Consider the following 18,395-nt stretch of genomic DNA (forward strand, 5'->3'; position numbering starts at 1 on the left):
TTCAGGAAAGCTTGCGGTTAAGGAGCGGGCGGATCAAAAGAAACAACCCAATAGTGAGAACCAACAAAACCAAAAGGCATGTTTTACCTGTGAGATTCCCGTAGGGAGCCTCGAGTAAAACTGCCGAAAGATCGAGGGGGCCGCTGTAAGCAGCACGTATGGGCTCTATTGCGAAGGTAAGGGGATTTAGGGCTGCTAGCCAGCCCAACCAGGCAGGCATAAACGACAAGGGAGCTAAAGCCGTGCTTGCAAACAACAAAGGAAGATTCGCGACAAAGATCACCGCGATCAGTTCAATGTGTCCTGGAAGAGCGAATGCCAGGCCAAGACTCAACGCTGTTACGGCAAATACAAGGAGCAACAGTGTGGCCATCACCAGCACCAAACCAGCCGCACCAGGCCAGCCATACCCAAGCAGTGAGGCGGTAATCATGATCGCCAAACTCTGCACCAAACTCAATGCCGTGATGTAAATCACCGACGACAAAACAATGGAACTTCGACTGCGTAATGGCGCCACGAGCAGTCGATTCAAAAAACCAAACTCCCGATCAAACATCACAGGGAGCCCAGCATTGAGTGCACCACTAAAAGCGGTAAAGACGATCACTCCCGCACCAAGAAAACGTCCGTAGCTCATCCCACCCGGGAGTAGGCCCTCTGGAGCATTCGCAAACAAAGCTCCAAACAAAATCAACCAGATCAATGGCTGCAAAACACCAGCCACCAAGGTGGATGGACGACGAACAAGTTGAAGAAACAGCCGGCGCGTTAGGGCAAGGGTTTCTTGGGTGAGCTCTGCCAGTGCGCCAGGAGAATTGGCTGACGGAGGCATCGGGGGGAGAGGGGATGTCATCGAATCAGCCTTATCGCATGGATTGACGCTTTTCCTGCTTGATGTCCCGCTGACCAGCAATGGCCAGCTCGGCATCCATCAGGGTGCGACCGGTGGCTTGAAGGTAAACGTCATCGAGGCTTGGCCGACTTTGTGCGAGTGCAAACACGGGAAGGCCAGCCCCTTCCAGCGAATGACGAAGACGCTCAATCACCGGCTCACCTTCGATCACCAAATTGAGCGAGAAACCCTGCGCTCGATTAATCACCACCTGTCGAACCCCTTCAACCGGTTCCAACACAGATCGCACCAGGGCAGCCTCTTTGGCATCACTGAACTCGCGAACGCGCAACGTCACACGATCTCCACCCAAGCGTTCCTTGAGATCTGTTGGGGTTCCCTCTGCGATCACCGCCCCTGCATCGATGATCGCCATCCGATCGGCCAGAGCCTCGATCTCCTCGAGGTAATGACTGCTGAGCAACACGCTTGTGCCAGCTTCAACCAGTTGGTTCAACAACTGCCAAATCGCACTTCGACTTTCAATGTCCAAACCCACCGTGGGTTCATCCAAAACCAGAAGTCGAGGACGATGCAATAGCCCAGCGGCCAAATCCAGTCGGCGGCGCATCCCACCGGAATAGGTGCCGCAGCGTCGATCGATCCACGGCTCCATTCCGAGACGATCAATCAAATCGTCAATTCGATAATCACGATCGGCCCGATTCAAGTGATAAAGGTCTCCTTGGAGCTGAAGAAGCTCACGACCGCTGAGGATCTTGTCGATCGCCACTTCCTGAGCGACGTAACCCAGCAAGCGCCGAACCTCCCTGGGATGCTTCAACGCATCAACACCGTCCACCTGAACAGAACCACGATCGGGCGCCAGGAGAGTGGCCAGAATCCTCAATGTCGTGGTCTTTCCAGCGCCATTGGGACCCAGCAATCCGTAGAGACAACCCTCAGGAACGCTCAGATCAAGATTGCTGAGGGCGGTGACCGCTCCATAGGCCTTGGACAGCTGCCTCAGTTCAATCATCGCCATCGGGCAACGTCGGGGTCATGGACCTACATCAAATAGAAATCTAGGAAGAATTCAGGCAACACTCAGCTGCATCAACATCGCGATCATCTGCTGATCCAGGTGAGCCGCCAAAGCTGAACGACTCAAGATCAGAAGAAGACAGATGCCGAATAAGTAGAGAATCGACCAACGGAACAGGCTTTTAGCGTTCGTGAGGCTGTCGGGATCAGCAGCAAGACGATGCACAAGTTGCAGCAATCGATTGTTGTAGGGGAGCAACATCAGGCCATAAAACAAGCCACCGGTTGGCAGCGCCAAAATCCCGAATCCACTTAGGAGCACCGTGGCCCACCCATAGCGGCTGATAGCCCGTGCGGTGACAACCGGACCTTTCACTACAGGCAACATCGGAATACCGACGGCGCGGTAATCCTCTCGAAGCAACAAGGCCAAAGCCCAAAAGTGAGCCGGAGTCCACACCATCACCAACGCGAACAACCACCACCCCCCCAAGCCGATGTGCCCCGTCGCAGCCGCAGCTCCAACCAAAGGAGGGATCGCGCCAGCAACACCACCAACCACGATGTTCTGGGTGGTGCGTGGCTTAAGCAGAGCGGTATAGAGCAGCACGTAACTGCACAAACCCAACAGAGACAGACCTGCGGCGAGACAGTTCACACCACTCACCAGCAGCATTGCCGCCACCAATGTGCAGGCAATTGCACCAATAAATGCCGTGGTCGGCGACAGCCGCCCGGATGGAAGAGCACGGCCGCTTGTGCGGTTCATCCGACCGTCCAAGTCCTGCTCCCAAAGGCAATTGAGCACACCCGCCGCAGCTGAAGCCAAGGCCCCTCCTCCAAGGGTGCAGATCAATCTTGGAGATGAGAGAGGCCACCCCTCAGTGAGAGCCATCCCACCAAGGGTGGTCGCCAACAGCAGTGGAATGAGTCGCGGTTTCGCGACCTCAAGCCAAGCCGGTAATTTGACGCGCTTACGAGACGGAACAACATCCGCCCGAGTGAGAGCAACAGTCGCGGTGACTTCAGCCATGACAGGTCTCCAGGGTGGTTCCGTCAACAACGACGGGAGAATGGGCGGGGGATTGATCGGGACATCGAGCGGCAAGCGCCGCAAGAACTGCCACCAGCAAGGCCGCTAAAAGCTGGTGGGAAATGGTGACGTAGGGCTGGGATAAACCCAGTCGGAATGTGGTGACCCCAAGGGCGACTTGTCCGAGAACAAGAGCTGCAACGAAGCCCAACAGGGGCCACTGCCGACGAGCCCAGCCGCCAGCCAGAAGCGCCACAACCACAAACAGGAGCACAACTCCCGCAACTGGCATGGCTGTAGTGCGGTGCAACGAGACCCATTGGCAGTCACCTCCGCCACTCAGGCAACGTTGAGCAGACCAAGTGGTGGCCATCCGGGCACCGAGCAAGCTTTGGCCAATCACCGCAGCCAAAGCGAGCAGCGACAGGCCACGCCACCAAAACGGAGCCGATACACCAGACGATTGCTGGAGTCGCTGGGTTAAGCCACTTAGGAGAGCAACCAGGGTGAGTGCCAAGACCAAATGAGCCGTGACAATTCCGGATGGAAGCAGCTGGAGCACGGTGAGAGCACCCAAACCGCCCTGCAGCGCAACCATGCCCACGAGAGCCAGGCTCAACCAGGGCATCCATCGAGGAAGGAGCCGTCTCCATAGGACGGAAACGATGGCCTGAACAAGCAGAGCCATGCCCACGATGAAAGCGTCCAGCCGGTGGAACCACTCGAGAAAAACCTGAGCATTCATTTGCTTGCCAGGCAAAAGCGTTCCGTAACAGAGCGGCCAGTCAGGACAGGCCAAACCGGCTTCCATGACCCGTGTCGCCCCACCGATCACAACGAGTGCAACAACGGCCACAACCAGGTGGGCCGAAAGTTGAATCAAGCGTCGCCGAACAATTGGTAGAGAAAGAGATGTCATCGACCAGCTCCCGCCGGTGGGCTCGCAAGGGACCTGATTGGACCGTAGCGATGACATCCCAGGCGTCACCTTCTATGGACGAGTACGACATCTTTCAGCCGCCAATGGTGCACTTTTGCTGACAAGAGCGACGGCTTAACAATCACTTCATGGAGATGGCTTGGCTGCTCCATACGCTGTTGGAAGTAAGGGATTTAATCCGTGCAGATCCCGTCCGCGATTCTCACGCTTGTGCTGGGGATGGCCTTAGTCCTTGGGGGACTGTGGATCGGACAAACGATCAATCTTCTGCCGATCGACGCCAGCATCAACGCTCCGATTTACGACGAACTTTTCAAGGTTCTGTTCACAATTGGAACCATTCTGTTCGTTGGCATCACAGGTCTTCTGATTTTTAGCTTGATTCGTTTTCGACGACGAAGCGATCAAATCGGTGATGGAGTTGCCATTGAGGGCAACCTTCCTCTTGAAATTTTTTGGACGGCAGTCCCTGCCATCGTTGTGCTCTTCGTAGGTCTCTACAGCTACGACATCTATGACCGCATGGGAGGAATGGTTCCTTTGGCCCATGACCACATGGGAGGCATGCACGAGGAAAGAATTTGGGGAGGAATCAGCTCAGGCTCTGTCGGTTCAGAGATGGTCCCCGATGTCTTACCCATCGAAGTGACAGCCATGCAATTTGCCTTCTTATTCCACTATCCAGACGGAGATATCACCGCAGGCGAACTTCATGTTCCCGCCGATCGTCCAATCACACTCCGCATGGAATCGAAGGATGTCATTCATGCTTTCTGGGTTCCTGAATTCCGCTTAAAGCAAGACATCATTCCTGGCCAACCCACTCAATTGAGTTTCACCGCAACGCGACCGGGGCGTTATCCGATCGTCTGCGCAGAACTTTGTGGGCCCTACCACGGGGGCATGCGCTCCACCGTTGTGGTGGATGAAGCCGATGAATGGCAAACCTGGTTCAGCAGTAACGCCAAACCGACACCTACGACCGACGCAACAGTCGCCAACACTTGAGATGACTGTCACACTTCCTCCCAACAGCACGGCCCCAGCCCCAAAACTTCAGCCCACGGGCTGGTTGCGGTACTTCAGTTTCAGCGTTGATCACAAAGTGATTGGCCTGCAATATCTCGTCTGCGGGTTTGTTTTTTACCTGATCGGTGGAGCTCTCGCTGGAGCCATCCGCACAGAACTGGCCAGCCCCGTCGCCGACTTCATGGCTCGGGACGTCTACAACCAAGTGCTCACCTTGCATGGCACGGTGATGATTTTTCTTTGGATCGTTCCTGTGGTGAACGGCGCCTTTGGAAACTATTTGATCCCGTTTTATGTGGGTGCTCGGGACATGGCTTTCCCACGGCTGAATGCCGTTGCTTTTTGGCTGATTCCACCTGCTGGCCTGATGTTGGTGGCCAGCTATTTCATCACTGGAGCTGCCCAATCAGGCTGGACTGCTTATCCACCCCTCAGCATTACAACACCTGCTACTGGGCAAATCATATGGATCGTCAGTGTTCTTTTGTTAGGCGGCAGTTCAATTTTCGGTGGCATTAATTTCATCGCCACAATTCTGAAATTGCGTCGCCCAGGGCTCAAGTTGATGCAGATGCCGATGTACTGCTGGGCGATGCTTGGGACCAGCATCCTGGTTGTCGCATCAACCCCTGTTCTTGCCGGAACATTAGTTCTTTTAAGTTTTGATATTGTTGCGCATACCGGATTTTTCAATCCATCACTTGGCGGGAATGTTGTTGTTTATCAACACTTGTTCTGGTTCTATTCACACCCAGCCGTTTACATCATGGTTTTACCAGCTTTTGGGCTGGTTAGTGAAATCCTTCCGATTCATGCTCGCAAGCCACTATTTGGCTATGTGACGATGGTCTACTCAATCATGGCCATCGTTGTTCTCGGCTTGATTGTTTGGGCACACCACATGTTCACCAGTGGAACACCACCCTGGATGCGCTTATTTTTTACAATTGCCACGGCATTTATTGCTGTTCCAACAGGAATCAAATTTTTTAATTGGCTCGCCACCTTGTGGGGCGGCAAAATCAGCTTGAACAGCGCGGTTCTCTTCTCCTGCGGATTCATCGTGAATTTCGTGCTCGGAGGTATCACTGGAGTTGCCTTAGCGCAGGTGCCTTTCGATATTCATGTGCATGACACTTACTTCGTCGTAGCCCACTTCCATTACATCGTTTTTGGAGGATCTGTTTTTGTCATTTTCGCCTCGATCTATCACTGGTATCCCAAGTTCACAGGGCGCATGCTGAATGAAGATTTGGGACGCTTCCACTGCGCTCTCACGTTCATTGGCTTCAACTTTTGTTTTGGACCTCAGCACTGGCTTGGTCTCAATGGAATGCCAAGACGGGTTGCGGAATACGACCCTCAGTTCACTTTGATCAATCAGATCAGCTCCGTGGGCGCGTTGCTGATGGCCATCAGCACCCTGCCCTTCCTGTGGAACGTGATTCACAGTGCTTTTTATGGAAAGGTCGCTGGAGATAATCCATGGAATGCACTCACGCCGGAATGGCTGACCAGTTCCCCCCCTCCAGTGGAGAACTGGGTGGGAGAAGCACCTCTGGTGAAAGAGCCCTATGCCTATGGCGTCCCCGTCGATGAAATCGACTTGTCCGCTACGAGCGGGCGTGATCTTTGGAGCAGTGGCAAATGACTAGCACCCTTCCCGTTCAGCCCGACAGCACTGACAGCTCCGAAATCGAGAGCACTGAAAACCACGGCCATGCCGTTGAAGAGCATGGGGACTTCCGAATGTTCGGGTTAGCCACATTCCTCGTGGCTGACGCGATGACGTTCGCCGGTTTCTTTGCGGCCTATCTCACCTTCAAAGCGGTTAATCCCCTACCGAGCGGAGCCATTTATGAGCTCGAGCTTCCACTTCCCATCCTCAACACCGTGTTACTGCTTGTGAGCAGCGCCACTTTTCATAAGGCGGGGCAAGCCATTCGCAACAGCGACCATGCGCGGTGTCGGAGATGGCTTCTGATCACTGCATCCTTGGGGATCGCCTTTTTGATCAGCCAGATGGTGGAATATTTCACGCTGCCATTTGGACTCACCGACAACCTTTACGCCAGCACTTTCTTTGCGGTGACTGGCTTTCATGGTCTACACGTCACCCTTGGGGCCGTCATGACCCTCATCGTGTGGTGGCAAGCTCGCGAATCCGGTGGACGCGTCACCGCTGAAAATCATTTCCCTCTTGAAGCGGCTGAGCTGTATTGGCATTTTGTTGATGGCATTTGGGTTGTTCTTTTTGTGATTCTTTATTTGCTCTGATCCCTTGCCGGCATTGAACGTTCAAGCCAAAATTGATATGAATTGATTTCCAAAATGCTGGTCGGCAAAGAGCTGCTTGACAAAGCCAGATCGCTCAGCAATCGGCCGGAAGACGATATTGCCCGCGGTTGTGGATACGTCGGCCCCAGTGGGCGACTGCTCAAAAAAAGTTTTTATCGGGCTCTCGTCGAAGCCAAAGCGAAAGCGCAAGGCTGGCAATTGCCCAAGAGCAGCACGTCATCCTCGTCAGGAACACGGGGGCGCCAAGCGGAGTTTCGAACCCGGGTTCATGGCAATGGAAATTTGCTTATTGGTCACGCCTACACGCGTCAACTCGGCCTAATTCCGGGTCAAGAGTTTCGAATTGAGCTCCAAAAAGAGTCTGGGGTCATCGTTTTGGTGCAAATCGATCAAGACCAGCCATTGGAGGCCAACCAATCCACCGACAAGTCCGAAACAGGCTTGGCGTAAGTCTGCTTCGGAGAATCGATCAACAATCGCTCGGCATAACGCGCCAGTTGATCCACCTCAAGATTCACACGATCGCCTACGGCCAATCCCCGCAGGGTGGTTTCTTGCCAAGTGTGCGGAATCACCGCCAATGAAAACGTCACCCCTTCTGGGCAACAGTCCGCGACGGTGAGACTGATGCCATCCACGGCGATACTCGCTTTCTCACAGACATAACGACCGAATCGCGGCTCCAGCCAACGCATTTCCAAGAGCCAAGACTGAGGCAAAGCCTCCAAGCGAATCACCTCACCTGGAGCATCAACGTGACCACTCACCAAATGACCGCCAAGGCGATCACTGAGACGGAGCGCAGGTTCCAAATTGACGGATCCGCCTTGTTCCGACTTGCGGCCAAGGGTGGTTCGGCGCAGTGTCTCTTCACTGACATCAGCACGAAAGCCGTCGGCCACTAACTCAGCAACCGTGAGGCACACCCCATCCACCGCAACACTGTCGCCTAATACAAGGGGCGCAAATGGCGAACAACCCGACACCACCACAGCCCCTGAACGACGCTGAATGGTTCCAACCGACTGCACAAGGCCAGTAAACATCGCCTGCGCGATTCGCTTTAGCCATAATCGGACAACGTCGAGGCGTCGCCATGGTTGAGATGAGCGTCGCTGGTATCGCTCTCGATGCCGCTAGCCGAAGCCCCATCGTCCTGCTCCGTGATCCAAGTGGACGACGTCAAGTACCGATTTGGATCGATCAAGCGCAAGCCCACAACATCATGGCGGGCCTCCAAGACACCCCTGCTCCTCGCCCCCTGAGCCACGACCTCATGGCAGCCCTGTTGGTGGCAGGTGGTCTGGAATTGGATCGGGTCATCGTGCATGCCATTGAAGACAGCACCTTTCATGCCGTGCTCAAACTTCGACCCGACTTGGACGACGACGAACTCGAGGACGAAGACGACATGGAGTTCATCGAAGTCGATTCCAGACCCAGCGACGCCATTGCTCTTGCAGTACGCACCGGGAGTGGGATATGGATGCTGGAAGAGGTGGTCGCTGAAGCGTCAATCGCAGTCGATGCTGAAGCCGACGCCGAAGATCAAAACGCTTTTAGCCGATTTGTCGATGAGCTCAGCCCTGCGGCCCTTGTGCGTCATTTGAACAAACGAAGTGATACGGATGAGCCCTCCACAGACACCAACTCTCCGCCAGTCCCGTGAAACGGCGGTCCTTTGGAACTGGGCGGCCCGTCAGCCTGTTCACCCTTGGAACCATGCGGGCTATCGGTTCTGTAGACCAGATGGCCTCAGTTCTTGAAGCCGCGGCCAAGATCGGCATCAATCACTTAGAAACTGCACCCGCCTACGGACCGGCGGAGCAGTTTCTCGGAGAAGCACTCCAACACTGTTCCACCCTCCCCGAAGGTGGATGGGTGACGACCAGCAAGCTCTTGCCGGGTTTGAGCCTGGTCGAAGGTCAGCAGCAACTCGACGAAATCCTCCACCGGCTGGGCCTCAACACACTCGACAACCTCGCGGTCCACGGCATCAACCGAAAGGAGCATTTGGAGTGGGCCCTGAGCGGTGACGGTGCCCAACTCCTGGAGTGGGCCGTGTCCAGCGGCCGAGTGATGCAGCTCGGCTTCAGCAGCCACGGAACGAATGCATTGATCGAACAGGCACTCCGGAGCCAGCGATTCGACTTTTGCAGTCTCCACCTTCACCTGTTCGACCCTCAACGCTTACCACTGGCGCACTGGGCTTTGGAGAACGGGATTGGGGTCATGGCCATTTCTCCAGCCGACAAGGGGGGGCGGCTACAAGCACCAAGCCCAACGCTCAAAGACGATTGCCAACCCATCGACCCACTCGTCCTCGCCTATCGCTTCCTAATAGCCCAAGGCGTATCGACGCTCACCCTCGGAGCAGCCTCCAGCGAAGATCTCACCACTGCTGCTCATTTAGCTGAAGCAGATGGGCCCCTCCAACAGGAGGAAACCGATGTACTGCATCAACTGGAGCAACGCCGACGGGAGCGCTTAGGCAACGATCTCTGCGGTCAGTGCCGTGCTTGCTTGCCATGCCCCAATCAGGTCCCAATTCCAAGTCTCCTCCGACTGCGCAATCTGACCCTTGGTCATGACCTCATCGAATACAGCCAAGAGCGATACAACCTGATCGGTCGAGCCGGTCATTGGTGGGACACCATTGATGCCTCCGCTTGTGGGAGTTGTGGCGATTGCCTGCCGCGCTGTCCCCATGGTCTGAACATTCCCCAACTCTTAGCGGACACCCATGCCCGACTGGTCGCGGCACCGCGCAGACGGTTATGGAGCTGATGCCAGCCAACGTTGTTCCAAACTGATGCGCTGCTCAGGGCTCAAAGGCGGCAGCGACCAACAGCGGTTCCAAAGGTGGTCTGGCGGAAGCACCAAGGACCGCCAACGTTCTGGCAGCTGCAAACGGTCAGCATCGAGAACTGCCGTTGGCAGAGGAGCTCGCCACCCCTCCTGGAGAAGTCGCCGGCGCATCGGTTCACGCCATGCCAGCTCAACCCATGGTTGAGGGAGAGGCTCCTTCGTGTCCTTCGGCCTGGCGAGCAGGGTCCAATGCAACGGCGCTCCTTGATTGGGCAGGATCACGTCCATTCGGGGATCTCGCCTCAGCAAGGACAAACAGCGTTGCAACGGCAAAACCACCACCTTGGCTGCCCCCTTCAGCAACCAATTCACCGCCTGACGATCATCAAAGGTGAGCGCTTGGCGACGCAAACGCTGCAACGCATCCGGTTGATCAAGGCGATCGGCCAAGTCGATCACCAGCCTCGGACTGGCAGGAAACACAATTTGGCCCTGCAGTTGAGGGTCGAGCAACATCTGCCACCCCAACCGCTTGTTCCCATCGGCAACAGAATCCCGTCGGATTAGCAGAACCCAAGGACTCACACCAACAGGCAGCACTTGGGACGCCAATGGACCCAGCGTTTTCAAAAACTGCTGCGCCAATGGATCGAGCTGCTGCCGCAGTGGAGCAGCCTCAATCGGCTGCAAAGCAACGGCGGAAAGGGTGCCGAGCCAACCATCGGTGCAGGCCAACAAATCCGCCTGAGCAGCATCCGCCTGGGTCCACTGGTCAAGGGCCTTGGCAGACGACAGCTGCCAAGGGTCAGGCAACTCCATCGTCCAAGTTTTGGGCAAAACACCTGCGGGAGCGAACAGGCGAGGTTTCACACCGCTAGCGCGACACCCAACCAAGCTGATCAAACCAGCTCCACCAATCATCTTCAGGAGATGACGGCGACGAATTCCGCTAGACGGATCGAAAGGCATCGTCATGGAATCGACGTTACGGGGCGACTTATGAGTTGGTCCATCGCTTGGTCGCAGTCATCCACTAACCCACGCCGACTAACCCCCTTCAGCTGAGCCAGGAGCAACAACCCACCAGCTCCGACCCCTTCCTTGACATATCCGAGCTCGTAGTCACGCAGGGCCTGATGGGCACTGGCATGGAAATGAACACCTGAGGCGAAGACGGCAAGCGATGCACCAAATCGTGCGCCGATGGAATCGACCAGACGATCCAGTGGGGAGATGCCACCGTTGCTAGCGCCTTCATCAGCAAGCCAAGCCGTTGTGCCGACGAGAACCTGACGCAACAAGGATGCACCAGCCGTTTTTGGCAGGGCATGCAAAGCCAACGCCAAAACGGCCAACATTTGACTGCCGCCCCCTAACAGCAACGGTTGCTGCGATTGAACAGCACCCACCAGTAAGCCCGCTGCCACCACCTGAAACGGATCCCCAACCGCCGCCAACACAGCTTCTGCACCGCAGCCTCTGAGTAGGCCGGCCTTCCGCAATCCCTGGGCGACCAACGCGGATTTCAGGCGATGGGGCGGTTGGCGCGCACTGCCGCTAATCAAGTCGCCAACCTCAAACCCCAAAGCGGTGAGAACGGCCTGGGCGGTGGTCGTTCCCCCTGGGACACATTCCGCCAAAACAAGGGGCCGCTGCAGTCCGGCACCCAGTTGTTCTCCTTGACGCCAGAGATAATTCACCCGCTCCAGTGGCATCGCAGCACCAGACGACAAGCATTCAGCCGGTCCGAGGTCGGGAGACTCAAGTCGCACATGGTCGAAATCTGGCTGGCACATCAACCCCACGGCCGCCACCTGAGGTTGCAAGCCCAAACGCGCCACCACAGCGTGACTCAGCAAAGCCGGGGAAACACCTGCTGGAAGCATCGGCAACGGCCAACGTGGAGCCACCGATGGACCCTTCAACAACAACTCGGCATCGGCCACAGCCGTTGTCCGGCGTGCGGCAGCGGTCGCACCTGCCGCAGAAATCCCCTCCTGTTCTGCCGTTCGCGTCGCAGCCAAAACCAGCAACACATCTGGAAGCACGGCCTGATCTAGCCAGGGCGCCATCGCGGCGATTGAAGCAGCGGCATCCCCCTGCGGACCCACACGCCGGCACCCTTCGGGCCATGCCAGCCCTTCAGAGGGGGTCAAGGGCAACAAGGGCATGCAACAACGGAGGTGGCTCAGGAATGGGTGAGCGCAATCGCGGGAAAATCCAATAGGCCAGTGCATGGAGAGACAGCACATAAATCACCTCCTGCACAATCACCAACAAGAAAGCCATCACTTGAACCTGCGTTAAATCAGGGGTGATGGGGAGATGCAGCACAGCGATCAGTCGATCCAATAATCCAGCCCCCGCACGCGTAATCACAACCCAAAGGTTTTCTCCCACCAGAAGGGACAAGACCACCACCCGAACTAAAAAACCGAAGGTCCCCAGGACCACTCCCACGCCCCAACTCAACCACCAGCTCCATCCGCGACACCAACTCCAACCGAGCCATAACGCCAACAGTCCATAGGGAAACAGCAAGAGAGGTCCACGAACTGGACCCATGAGCGCCGTCAGAAGAAGAACGGCCAGAAGAAGACCCTCAGCCCCAGATCTGCCCCCACGACGCAACTGGAGAAGGGTGAGAGGGAGTGGGAGCGCCAATCGAAACAGCGCTCCGCCAACAGGGAGGTAATACAAGGCCAACCAGATCAAGCCGGTTGTTGCCGCGAGATAAGCCCCCTCCACTAACCGCAAAGCTTGCTGACGGCTCAGGGGTTGTGGATCCAAGCTCATGGTTGGATCCGCTCGATGCGTTCCACGGCAAAACTCACATCAGCATTCCGCAACACACGCGTAACGGCCTCCGCAGGAGCAGCCGGGTCAGCACCGGAGAGTCGAATCGTGATCCGATAAGGCTCCTGGGGCTGATTCGAGCGAGGGGGATTGGGTTGTATTGAATTAGCGGCTGTTGGATTGAGGGGCGACTCCTCTGAAGGGGTGGATGTTTCAAGGGCGACGGATGGTTCAGATGCTGTGGATGTCGCAGTCCCCTCCTTCAACACCCCATCGGGATTACTCAGATCAGGCCGGACTGCTGCAGGGCTCGCAGAATCCTTAATTTTTAAACCGGTAGTAGTTACGAGGTCCGATCGAGCCGGTTGCGTCTCAACACCTGTTTCCGCTGCTCCAAAACTCGTCTCCAACCGTTCGGCCAACGGAGTCCCGGCACACCCCTGGAGCAAAACCAAAGGGACCAACCACGTCAGGCGCTGCACCATTAGCTATTTCCCGGCTTAATCACCCGCACGGCACTCGCCCGAAGCCGACCCGTTTTTGTTGTGGCTGGGGCCTTTTTCGCTGCAGGTTTCTTGGCTGCAGGCTTCTTCGCCGCCGGTTTCTTCGCCGTTGATTTACGGCTGGCCTTCTTGGCTGAGGCCTTCGCTGCCAACAATTCGACGGCTTCTTCAAGGGTGACGTCTTCAGCGCCCTTGCCTTCCGGCAGCGACGCATTCACCTTGCCCTGCTTGACATACAAGCCGTAGGGACCGTCATAGACCTGGATGGTCTCCTCACTTCCCTCTGGCTTGCCCAAGTCTTTCAGGGCCGTCCTTCCGCCGCGGCCACGTTTGGGCATCGCCAAGAGCTCCAAAGCCCTGGAAAGCCCAACCATCAGCACGTCGTCTTCCCCCTTTAAGGAGCGGTAATCCTTCTCGCTTTTGCCCTTATCCCAAACGACGTAGGGGCCAAAACGACCGAGGCCAGCCTGGATACGACCACCATCGGGATGCTCTCCCAAAAGCCGCGGTAACCGCAACAGACCCAAAGCGTCGTCGAGCTTGAGATCTTCAGGCTTGACGCCTTTTGGCAGCGAGGCGCGCTTGGGCTTGGGATTTTCATCACTGACCTGCCCACGCTGGACGTAGGGGCCGTATTGGCCGAAGAGCAGGTAAACCAAGTCGCCCGTTTCCGGATCTTCCCCTAAGGCCTCAGGTCCATCCGCTTTCTGTTTGAGGATTAATTCAGCTTGATCTTGATCCAGATCCGCTGGGGTGATTTCGCGGGGAAGTGTTGCCTTGATCAACTCCTCCTCACCGTCGTCACTCACCCGCTTCGATTCGAGGTAAGCGCCAAACCGACCAATGCGAACAACGCAGGTCAGTCCCTCCAGATCAATCGTTCGGGAGGCGCCTGGATCAATGTCCCCCTCCCGCTGTTGCACTTGGGTTTCAAGGCCTTCTTCGCCCTTGTAGAAGCCTTCGAGATAAGGGAGCCACTGCACCTTGCCGTGGGAGATCTCATCGAGGGTGTTCTCCATCCGAGCCGTGAAGCTGGTGTCCACCAGGTCGGGGAAATGCTCCTCCAACAGGGCTGTTACAGCAAAAGCGGTAAAGCTCGGGGTCAAGGCATTGCCTTGAATCGTTGCGTAGCCACGATCAACGATGGTGCCAATGATCGAGGCATAGGTGGATGGTCGTCCAATGCCTTCTTTTTCCAACATTTTCACCAACGACGCCTCGCTAAATCGAGCGGGCGGCTGGGTTTGATGTCCCAAGGCATCCACATCTTTTGGCTGAGGCTTATCCCCGATCGCGAGGGACGGCAGCAACACCTCTTGCCCTTCTAAAGCGGCGTCGGGATCATCACTTCCCTCGACATAAGCCCGGAAAAACCCAGGAAAATCGATGCGCTTGCCATTGGCTCGGAAACTCGCGTCAGCTGAGCTCAAATCCACTGAGAGCATCGTGAGCCTCGCCTCAGCCATCTGACTGGCGACGGTTCGCTTCCAAATCAACTCATACAACGCCAGATCACGACCATCGAGACCGGTGTCTCCAGGGGTACGAAAGCTTTCTCCCGCAGGACGAATCGCCTCATGTGCTTCTTGGGCATTGCGTGCCTTCGTGCTGAATTGACGTGGTCCGGGGCTCAAATAATCCTTGCCATAAAGGCTTTGGACGCAGCTCCTTGATGCACTAATGGCCTGGTCGGAGAGATGAACGGAATCCGTCCGCATGTAGGTGATGAAGCCGCGCTCATACAGGCCTTGAGCGCAACGCATGGTTTCCCGAGCCGAGAGGCGCAACTTGCGGTTGGACTCCTGCTGAAGCGTGCTGGTCGTGAAAGGAGGAACCGGCTTGCGCACGGTCGGCTTTTCTTCCACCGCATCCACCGTCCAAGGACTCTGCTGAACTTTGTCGGCCAAAGCCCTGGCCTCACTTTCCTGAAGCAATTGCACATTGGCTCCAGATTTCAAGCCGCCGGTGCTCTCGTCAAAGTCACTACCGCTGGCAATCCGCCGTCCAGCAACGTGGGTGAGCTTCGCTTCAAATCCCCGACCACCCTGCTCCAACTTGGCTTTTAGATCCCAATAGCTGCCACTGCAGAAAGCCCGTCGAGCCCGTTCACGCTGCACGAGAAGACGCACCGAAACGGATTGAACCCGTCCGGCAGAGAGGCCCCAGGCCACTTTTTTCCAAAGCAGCGGTGACAGCGTGTAACCGACGAGGCGGTCGAGAATCCGACGGGTTTCCTGAGCGTGCACCAGCTCCATGTCGAGGTCCCTGGTCTGATCCAGCGCCTTGCCAATGGCCTCTTTGGTGATCTCGTGAAACACCATGCGCTTCACGGGCACCTTGGGGGCCAAAAGCTGAAGCAGGTGCCAGCTGATGCTTTCTCCCTCCCGGTCTTCATCCGTGGCCAGGAGCAACTGATCGGCGCCTTTCAGAGCATCTTTTAATTCTCGGACAATTTTCTTTTTGTCCTTCGGAACCACGTACAGCGGCTCAAATTCAGCCTCGGTGTTCACCCCGAGGTTGGCCCATTTTTGGCCCTTTGCTGCAGCAGGAATTTCGCTGGCGTTGTTAGGCAAATCCCGGACATGGCCCATGGATGCCTCGACCTTGAATCCCTTTGGAAGGAAGCCGCGAATGGTGCGGGCCTTCGTAGGGCTTTCAACGATGACGAGGGTGTGCGCCACAGGCGGCCAATAAACCGATCACCTTCTTTATCGCACCGCGGAACGTTCTGCACATCCAATCGGGCTGGATGGGCGCCGCTACAGTCGACCCAGCGCAACGAAATTCAGGCCGTCATGCCCGAGATGGGTGCTCTTCTCCTCGCCACCCAGGCCATGGCCGCCCCTGGTGAGTTGCTGAATCTTTCCTTGAACGCCTCGGCAGTCCTGCCGGAAGGGGCCGTTCTGCTGGCGATGATCGCCACGCTGTTGGTGGATCTCGCCGGCGAAAAGGTAGCTGCACGCTGGGTTCCGCCGATTTGCTACATCGGGCTAGGCAGCGCTCTCGTCCTACTGGCACTCCAATGGAATGCCCCCCTGGAACCTTCTTTCCTCGGGGCGTTTTTAGCGGACAACCTCGCCGTTGCTTTCCGCGCAGTCATTGCCACATCAACGCTGCTGTCACTACTGATCAGTTGGCGATATGCCGAAAAGAGCGGAACGCCTGTCGGCGAATACGCCGCGATTCTTTTAGCCGCGACTCTCGGGGCGATGCTCCTTTGCGGGGCAACGGATCTGGTCAGCATCTTTATCTCGCTGGAGACCCTCTCTGTCGCGAGTTACCTGCTGTCGGGATACATGAAACGCGATGCCCGCAGCTCTGAAGCGGCGCTCAAATATCTCTTGGTGGGCTCAGCAGCAGCAGCAGTATTTCTTTACGGAGCCTCGCTGCTGTACGGCCTCAGCGGCAGCACCAGCCTCGAAGTGATTGGCGTCGCCTTACAAACCAGCACCACGCCGATAGCGGCTTTGTCTTTGGTTTTTGTGCTGGCGACCGTGGCCTTCAAAATCGCAGCCGTCCCGTTTCACCAATGGACTCCCGACGTCTACGAAGGGTCACCCACTCCAGTGGTGGCCTTTCTATCGGTGGGCTCGAAAGCCGCAGGATTCGCACTGGCCTTGCGCATTTTGGTGGGCTGTTTTGGAGCCTTCGACGACCAGTGGAAGTTGCTGTTCACGGTCCTCGCCGTGCTGAGCATGACTTTGGGCAACGTCGTCGCGCTTGCACAGACGTCGATGAAGCGAATGCTGGCTTACAGCTCGATTGGCCAAGCCGGGTTCGTCATGATCGGAATGGTGTGCGGAACCGAAGATGGTTTCGCTGCCATGGTTTTGTATATGGCCGCTTATTTATTCATGAACCTTGGTGCATTTGCATGCATCATCCTGTTCTCGATTCGTACTGGTAGCGATCGAATTTCTGATTATGCAGGCCTCTATCAAAAAGATCCTCTCATTACACTTGGCCTGAGTCTTTGCTTGCTATCACTGGGAGGAATCCCTCCGATGCTGGGATTCTTTGGAAAAATCTATCTCTTCTTTGCCGGCTGGGCTAATCACGAATACTTGCTCGTAGTTGTCGGGTTGATTACATCAGTTATCTCCATTTACTACTACATCTCTGTGATCAAGATGATGGTTGTGAAGGAGCCCCATGAAGCATCTGATGTTGTCAAAAACTATCCAGATGTCGATTGGTCCCTCATGGGAATGCAGCCTCTCCGCGTTGCTCTGATCGGTTGTGTTGGCGTTACCGCCATTGGTGGAATCCTCTCCAATCCACTTTTTCAATGGGCAAACGAAGCTGTCGCTGAAACACCGTTGCTCCAACAAGCCATCGCCCTAGTCGGAGAGAGAGGTCTTGGTTGAGGCTGATCCCAAACCGATTGCTGAACTAAGCGGTGTCAGCAAAATTTATGGATCTGGCGACTTAGCCGTTAAAGCGCTTGATCAGCTCGACCTTGTTATTCGAGAAGGTGACTACCTGGCCGTAATGGGTGCCAGTGGATCCGGAAAGAGCACGGCGATGAATATTCTCGGCTGCCTCGACCGACCCACTCAAGGGAGTTATCGCCTTAATGACATGGCGATTGATCAACTGGATGACGATGCTTTAGCTGAAGTTCGAAACCGGTCATTGGGTTTTGTTTTTCAGCAGTTCCATCTCCTTCCCAATGCAACGGCCATGGACAACGTGATGTTGCCGATGATCTACGCCGGAATCGAACCGGAAGAGCGACGGGCAAGGGCACGATCCGCACTCGAGAGGGTTGGACTAGGGCAACGCTTAGACAACCGGCCAAACCAACTTTCGGGAGGCCAGCAGCAACGGGTAGCTATCGCACGGGCGATTATTAATCAGCCAAGCTTGCTCTTGGCCGATGAGCCAACGGGCGCCCTTGATTCCCAAACCACAAGAGAAGTTCTGGAATTATTCGACGAGCTGCATCAACAGGGAATCACCCTTGTACTCGTCACCCACGAAGACGACGTAGCTGCCCGAGCACGACAAATCGCTCGCTTTCAGGATGGTCGCATCCTTGAAATCAACCAATCCGATGGAGGTTTAGATCACTCCGAGGTCGATCAATCCGCGGGGGCAATCTGAACA

At 56.0% G+C, this 18,395-nt stretch carries 18 protein-coding genes; 8 read left to right on the plus strand and 10 right to left on the minus strand.

Translation table 11 applies throughout. The annotated features are described in order from the left end of the window. Window position 1: 1 nt before the first annotated feature. The 4 genes from SYNCC9902_RS08840 to SYNCC9902_RS08855 are packed head-to-tail and all read right to left on the minus strand — an operon-like array spanning window position 2 to window position 3,831. The gene (locus SYNCC9902_RS08840; protein WP_011360514.1) at window positions 2–835 is read right to left on the minus strand and encodes an ABC transporter permease; all 834 of its coding nucleotides are present in this window, start codon (window positions 833–835) and stop codon (window positions 2–4) included. A 31-nt stretch (window positions 836–866) separates the two neighbouring features. Beyond that, window positions 867–1,880 (minus strand): ABC transporter ATP-binding protein, encoded by a 1,014-nt coding sequence (locus tag SYNCC9902_RS08845; RefSeq protein ID WP_011360515.1) that lies wholly within the window; start codon window positions 1,878–1,880, stop codon window positions 867–869. Window positions 1,881–1,931: 51 nt separating this feature from the next. Further along, on the minus strand, window positions 1,932–2,912 hold the full coding sequence (locus SYNCC9902_RS08850) for a heme o synthase (RefSeq protein WP_011360516.1): 981 nt from the start codon (window positions 2,910–2,912) through the stop codon (window positions 1,932–1,934). Further along, window positions 2,905–3,831: a COX15/CtaA family protein gene (locus SYNCC9902_RS08855; protein ID WP_041425170.1), complete on the minus strand. Its 927-nt coding sequence runs from the start codon at window positions 3,829–3,831 to the stop codon at window positions 2,905–2,907. Before SYNCC9902_RS08855 ends, SYNCC9902_RS08850 begins: the two co-directional genes overlap by 8 nt. Window positions 3,832–4,032: 201 nt before the next feature. Between SYNCC9902_RS08855 and coxB the strand changes: the two genes are divergently transcribed. From coxB to SYNCC9902_RS08875, 4 genes are read left to right on the plus strand one after another with little or no spacing between them, the layout of a single operon-like run. After that, window positions 4,033–4,860, plus strand: coding sequence for a cytochrome c oxidase subunit II (coxB, locus tag SYNCC9902_RS08860; protein WP_011360518.1), 828 nt, complete (start codon window positions 4,033–4,035; stop codon window positions 4,858–4,860). Window position 4,861: 1 nt separating this feature from the next. Then, entirely contained in the window at window positions 4,862–6,532 is a 1,671-nt protein-coding gene (gene ctaD / locus SYNCC9902_RS08865) for a cytochrome c oxidase subunit I (protein WP_011360519.1), read from the plus strand. Further along, the gene (locus SYNCC9902_RS08870) at window positions 6,529–7,158 is read left to right on the plus strand and encodes a cytochrome c oxidase subunit 3 (protein WP_011360520.1); all 630 of its coding nucleotides are present in this window, start codon (window positions 6,529–6,531) and stop codon (window positions 7,156–7,158) included. The genes ctaD and SYNCC9902_RS08870 overlap by 4 nt, the downstream gene beginning before the upstream one ends. A 54-nt stretch (window positions 7,159–7,212) precedes the next feature. After that, a complete protein-coding gene (locus SYNCC9902_RS08875; RefSeq protein WP_011360521.1) occupies window positions 7,213–7,629 on the plus strand; it encodes an AbrB-like transcriptional regulator in 417 nt (138 codons plus the stop codon). Here the strand turns inward: SYNCC9902_RS08875 and SYNCC9902_RS08880 are convergent. Next, window positions 7,569–8,225, minus strand: coding sequence for a riboflavin synthase (locus SYNCC9902_RS08880; protein WP_011360522.1), 657 nt, complete (start codon window positions 8,223–8,225; stop codon window positions 7,569–7,571). The genes SYNCC9902_RS08875 and SYNCC9902_RS08880 overlap by 61 nt on opposite strands. A gap of 50 nt (window positions 8,226–8,275) precedes the next feature. Here SYNCC9902_RS08880 and SYNCC9902_RS08885 point away from each other — a divergent pair, with 50 nt between their 5' ends. Both SYNCC9902_RS08885 and SYNCC9902_RS08890 read left to right on the plus strand, forming a co-directional pair. Further along, the gene (locus SYNCC9902_RS08885) at window positions 8,276–8,848 is read left to right on the plus strand and encodes a bifunctional nuclease family protein (protein WP_011360523.1); all 573 of its coding nucleotides are present in this window, start codon (window positions 8,276–8,278) and stop codon (window positions 8,846–8,848) included. Further along, window positions 8,845–9,966 (plus strand): aldo/keto reductase, encoded by a 1,122-nt coding sequence (locus SYNCC9902_RS08890; protein ID WP_011360524.1) that lies wholly within the window; start codon window positions 8,845–8,847, stop codon window positions 9,964–9,966. Before SYNCC9902_RS08885 ends, SYNCC9902_RS08890 begins: the two co-directional genes overlap by 4 nt. On the opposite strand, the gene SYNCC9902_RS08895 is transcribed toward SYNCC9902_RS08890, so the two are convergent. The 5 genes from SYNCC9902_RS08895 to topA are packed head-to-tail and all read right to left on the minus strand — an operon-like array spanning window position 9,955 to window position 15,967. Next, complete coding sequence (locus SYNCC9902_RS08895; RefSeq protein ID WP_011360525.1) at window positions 9,955–10,962, minus strand: ABC transporter substrate-binding protein; 1,008 nt, start codon at window positions 10,960–10,962, stop codon at window positions 9,955–9,957. The genes SYNCC9902_RS08890 and SYNCC9902_RS08895 overlap by 12 nt on opposite strands. Further along, entirely contained in the window at window positions 10,959–12,158 is a 1,200-nt protein-coding gene (locus tag SYNCC9902_RS08900) for a nicotinate-nucleotide--dimethylbenzimidazole phosphoribosyltransferase (RefSeq protein WP_041425171.1), read from the minus strand. Before SYNCC9902_RS08900 ends, SYNCC9902_RS08895 begins: the two co-directional genes overlap by 4 nt. Next, window positions 12,130–12,783, minus strand: coding sequence for a DUF2232 domain-containing protein (locus SYNCC9902_RS08905; protein ID WP_011360527.1), 654 nt, complete (start codon window positions 12,781–12,783; stop codon window positions 12,130–12,132). Before SYNCC9902_RS08905 ends, SYNCC9902_RS08900 begins: the two co-directional genes overlap by 29 nt. Then, complete coding sequence (locus tag SYNCC9902_RS08910) at window positions 12,780–13,268, minus strand: hypothetical protein (RefSeq protein WP_011360528.1); 489 nt, start codon at window positions 13,266–13,268, stop codon at window positions 12,780–12,782. Before SYNCC9902_RS08910 ends, SYNCC9902_RS08905 begins: the two co-directional genes overlap by 4 nt. Beyond that, complete coding sequence (gene topA, locus SYNCC9902_RS08915; RefSeq protein ID WP_011360529.1) at window positions 13,268–15,967, minus strand: type I DNA topoisomerase; 2,700 nt, start codon at window positions 15,965–15,967, stop codon at window positions 13,268–13,270. The genes SYNCC9902_RS08910 and topA overlap by 1 nt, the downstream gene beginning before the upstream one ends. Window positions 15,968–16,081: 114 nt before the next feature. Between topA and SYNCC9902_RS08920 the strand changes: the two genes are divergently transcribed. Further along, a complete protein-coding gene (locus SYNCC9902_RS08920) occupies window positions 16,082–17,653 on the plus strand; it encodes an NAD(P)H-quinone oxidoreductase subunit N (protein ID WP_011360530.1) in 1,572 nt (523 codons plus the stop codon). Further along, window positions 17,646–18,392, plus strand: coding sequence for an ABC transporter ATP-binding protein (locus tag SYNCC9902_RS08925; protein WP_011360531.1), 747 nt, complete (start codon window positions 17,646–17,648; stop codon window positions 18,390–18,392). Before SYNCC9902_RS08920 ends, SYNCC9902_RS08925 begins: the two co-directional genes overlap by 8 nt. Window positions 18,393–18,395: the final 3 nt, after the last annotated feature.

Origin of the sequence: Synechococcus sp. CC9902, from assembly GCF_000012505.1 — a bacterium.
Classification (GTDB): domain Bacteria; phylum Cyanobacteriota; class Cyanobacteriia; order PCC-6307; family Cyanobiaceae; genus Parasynechococcus.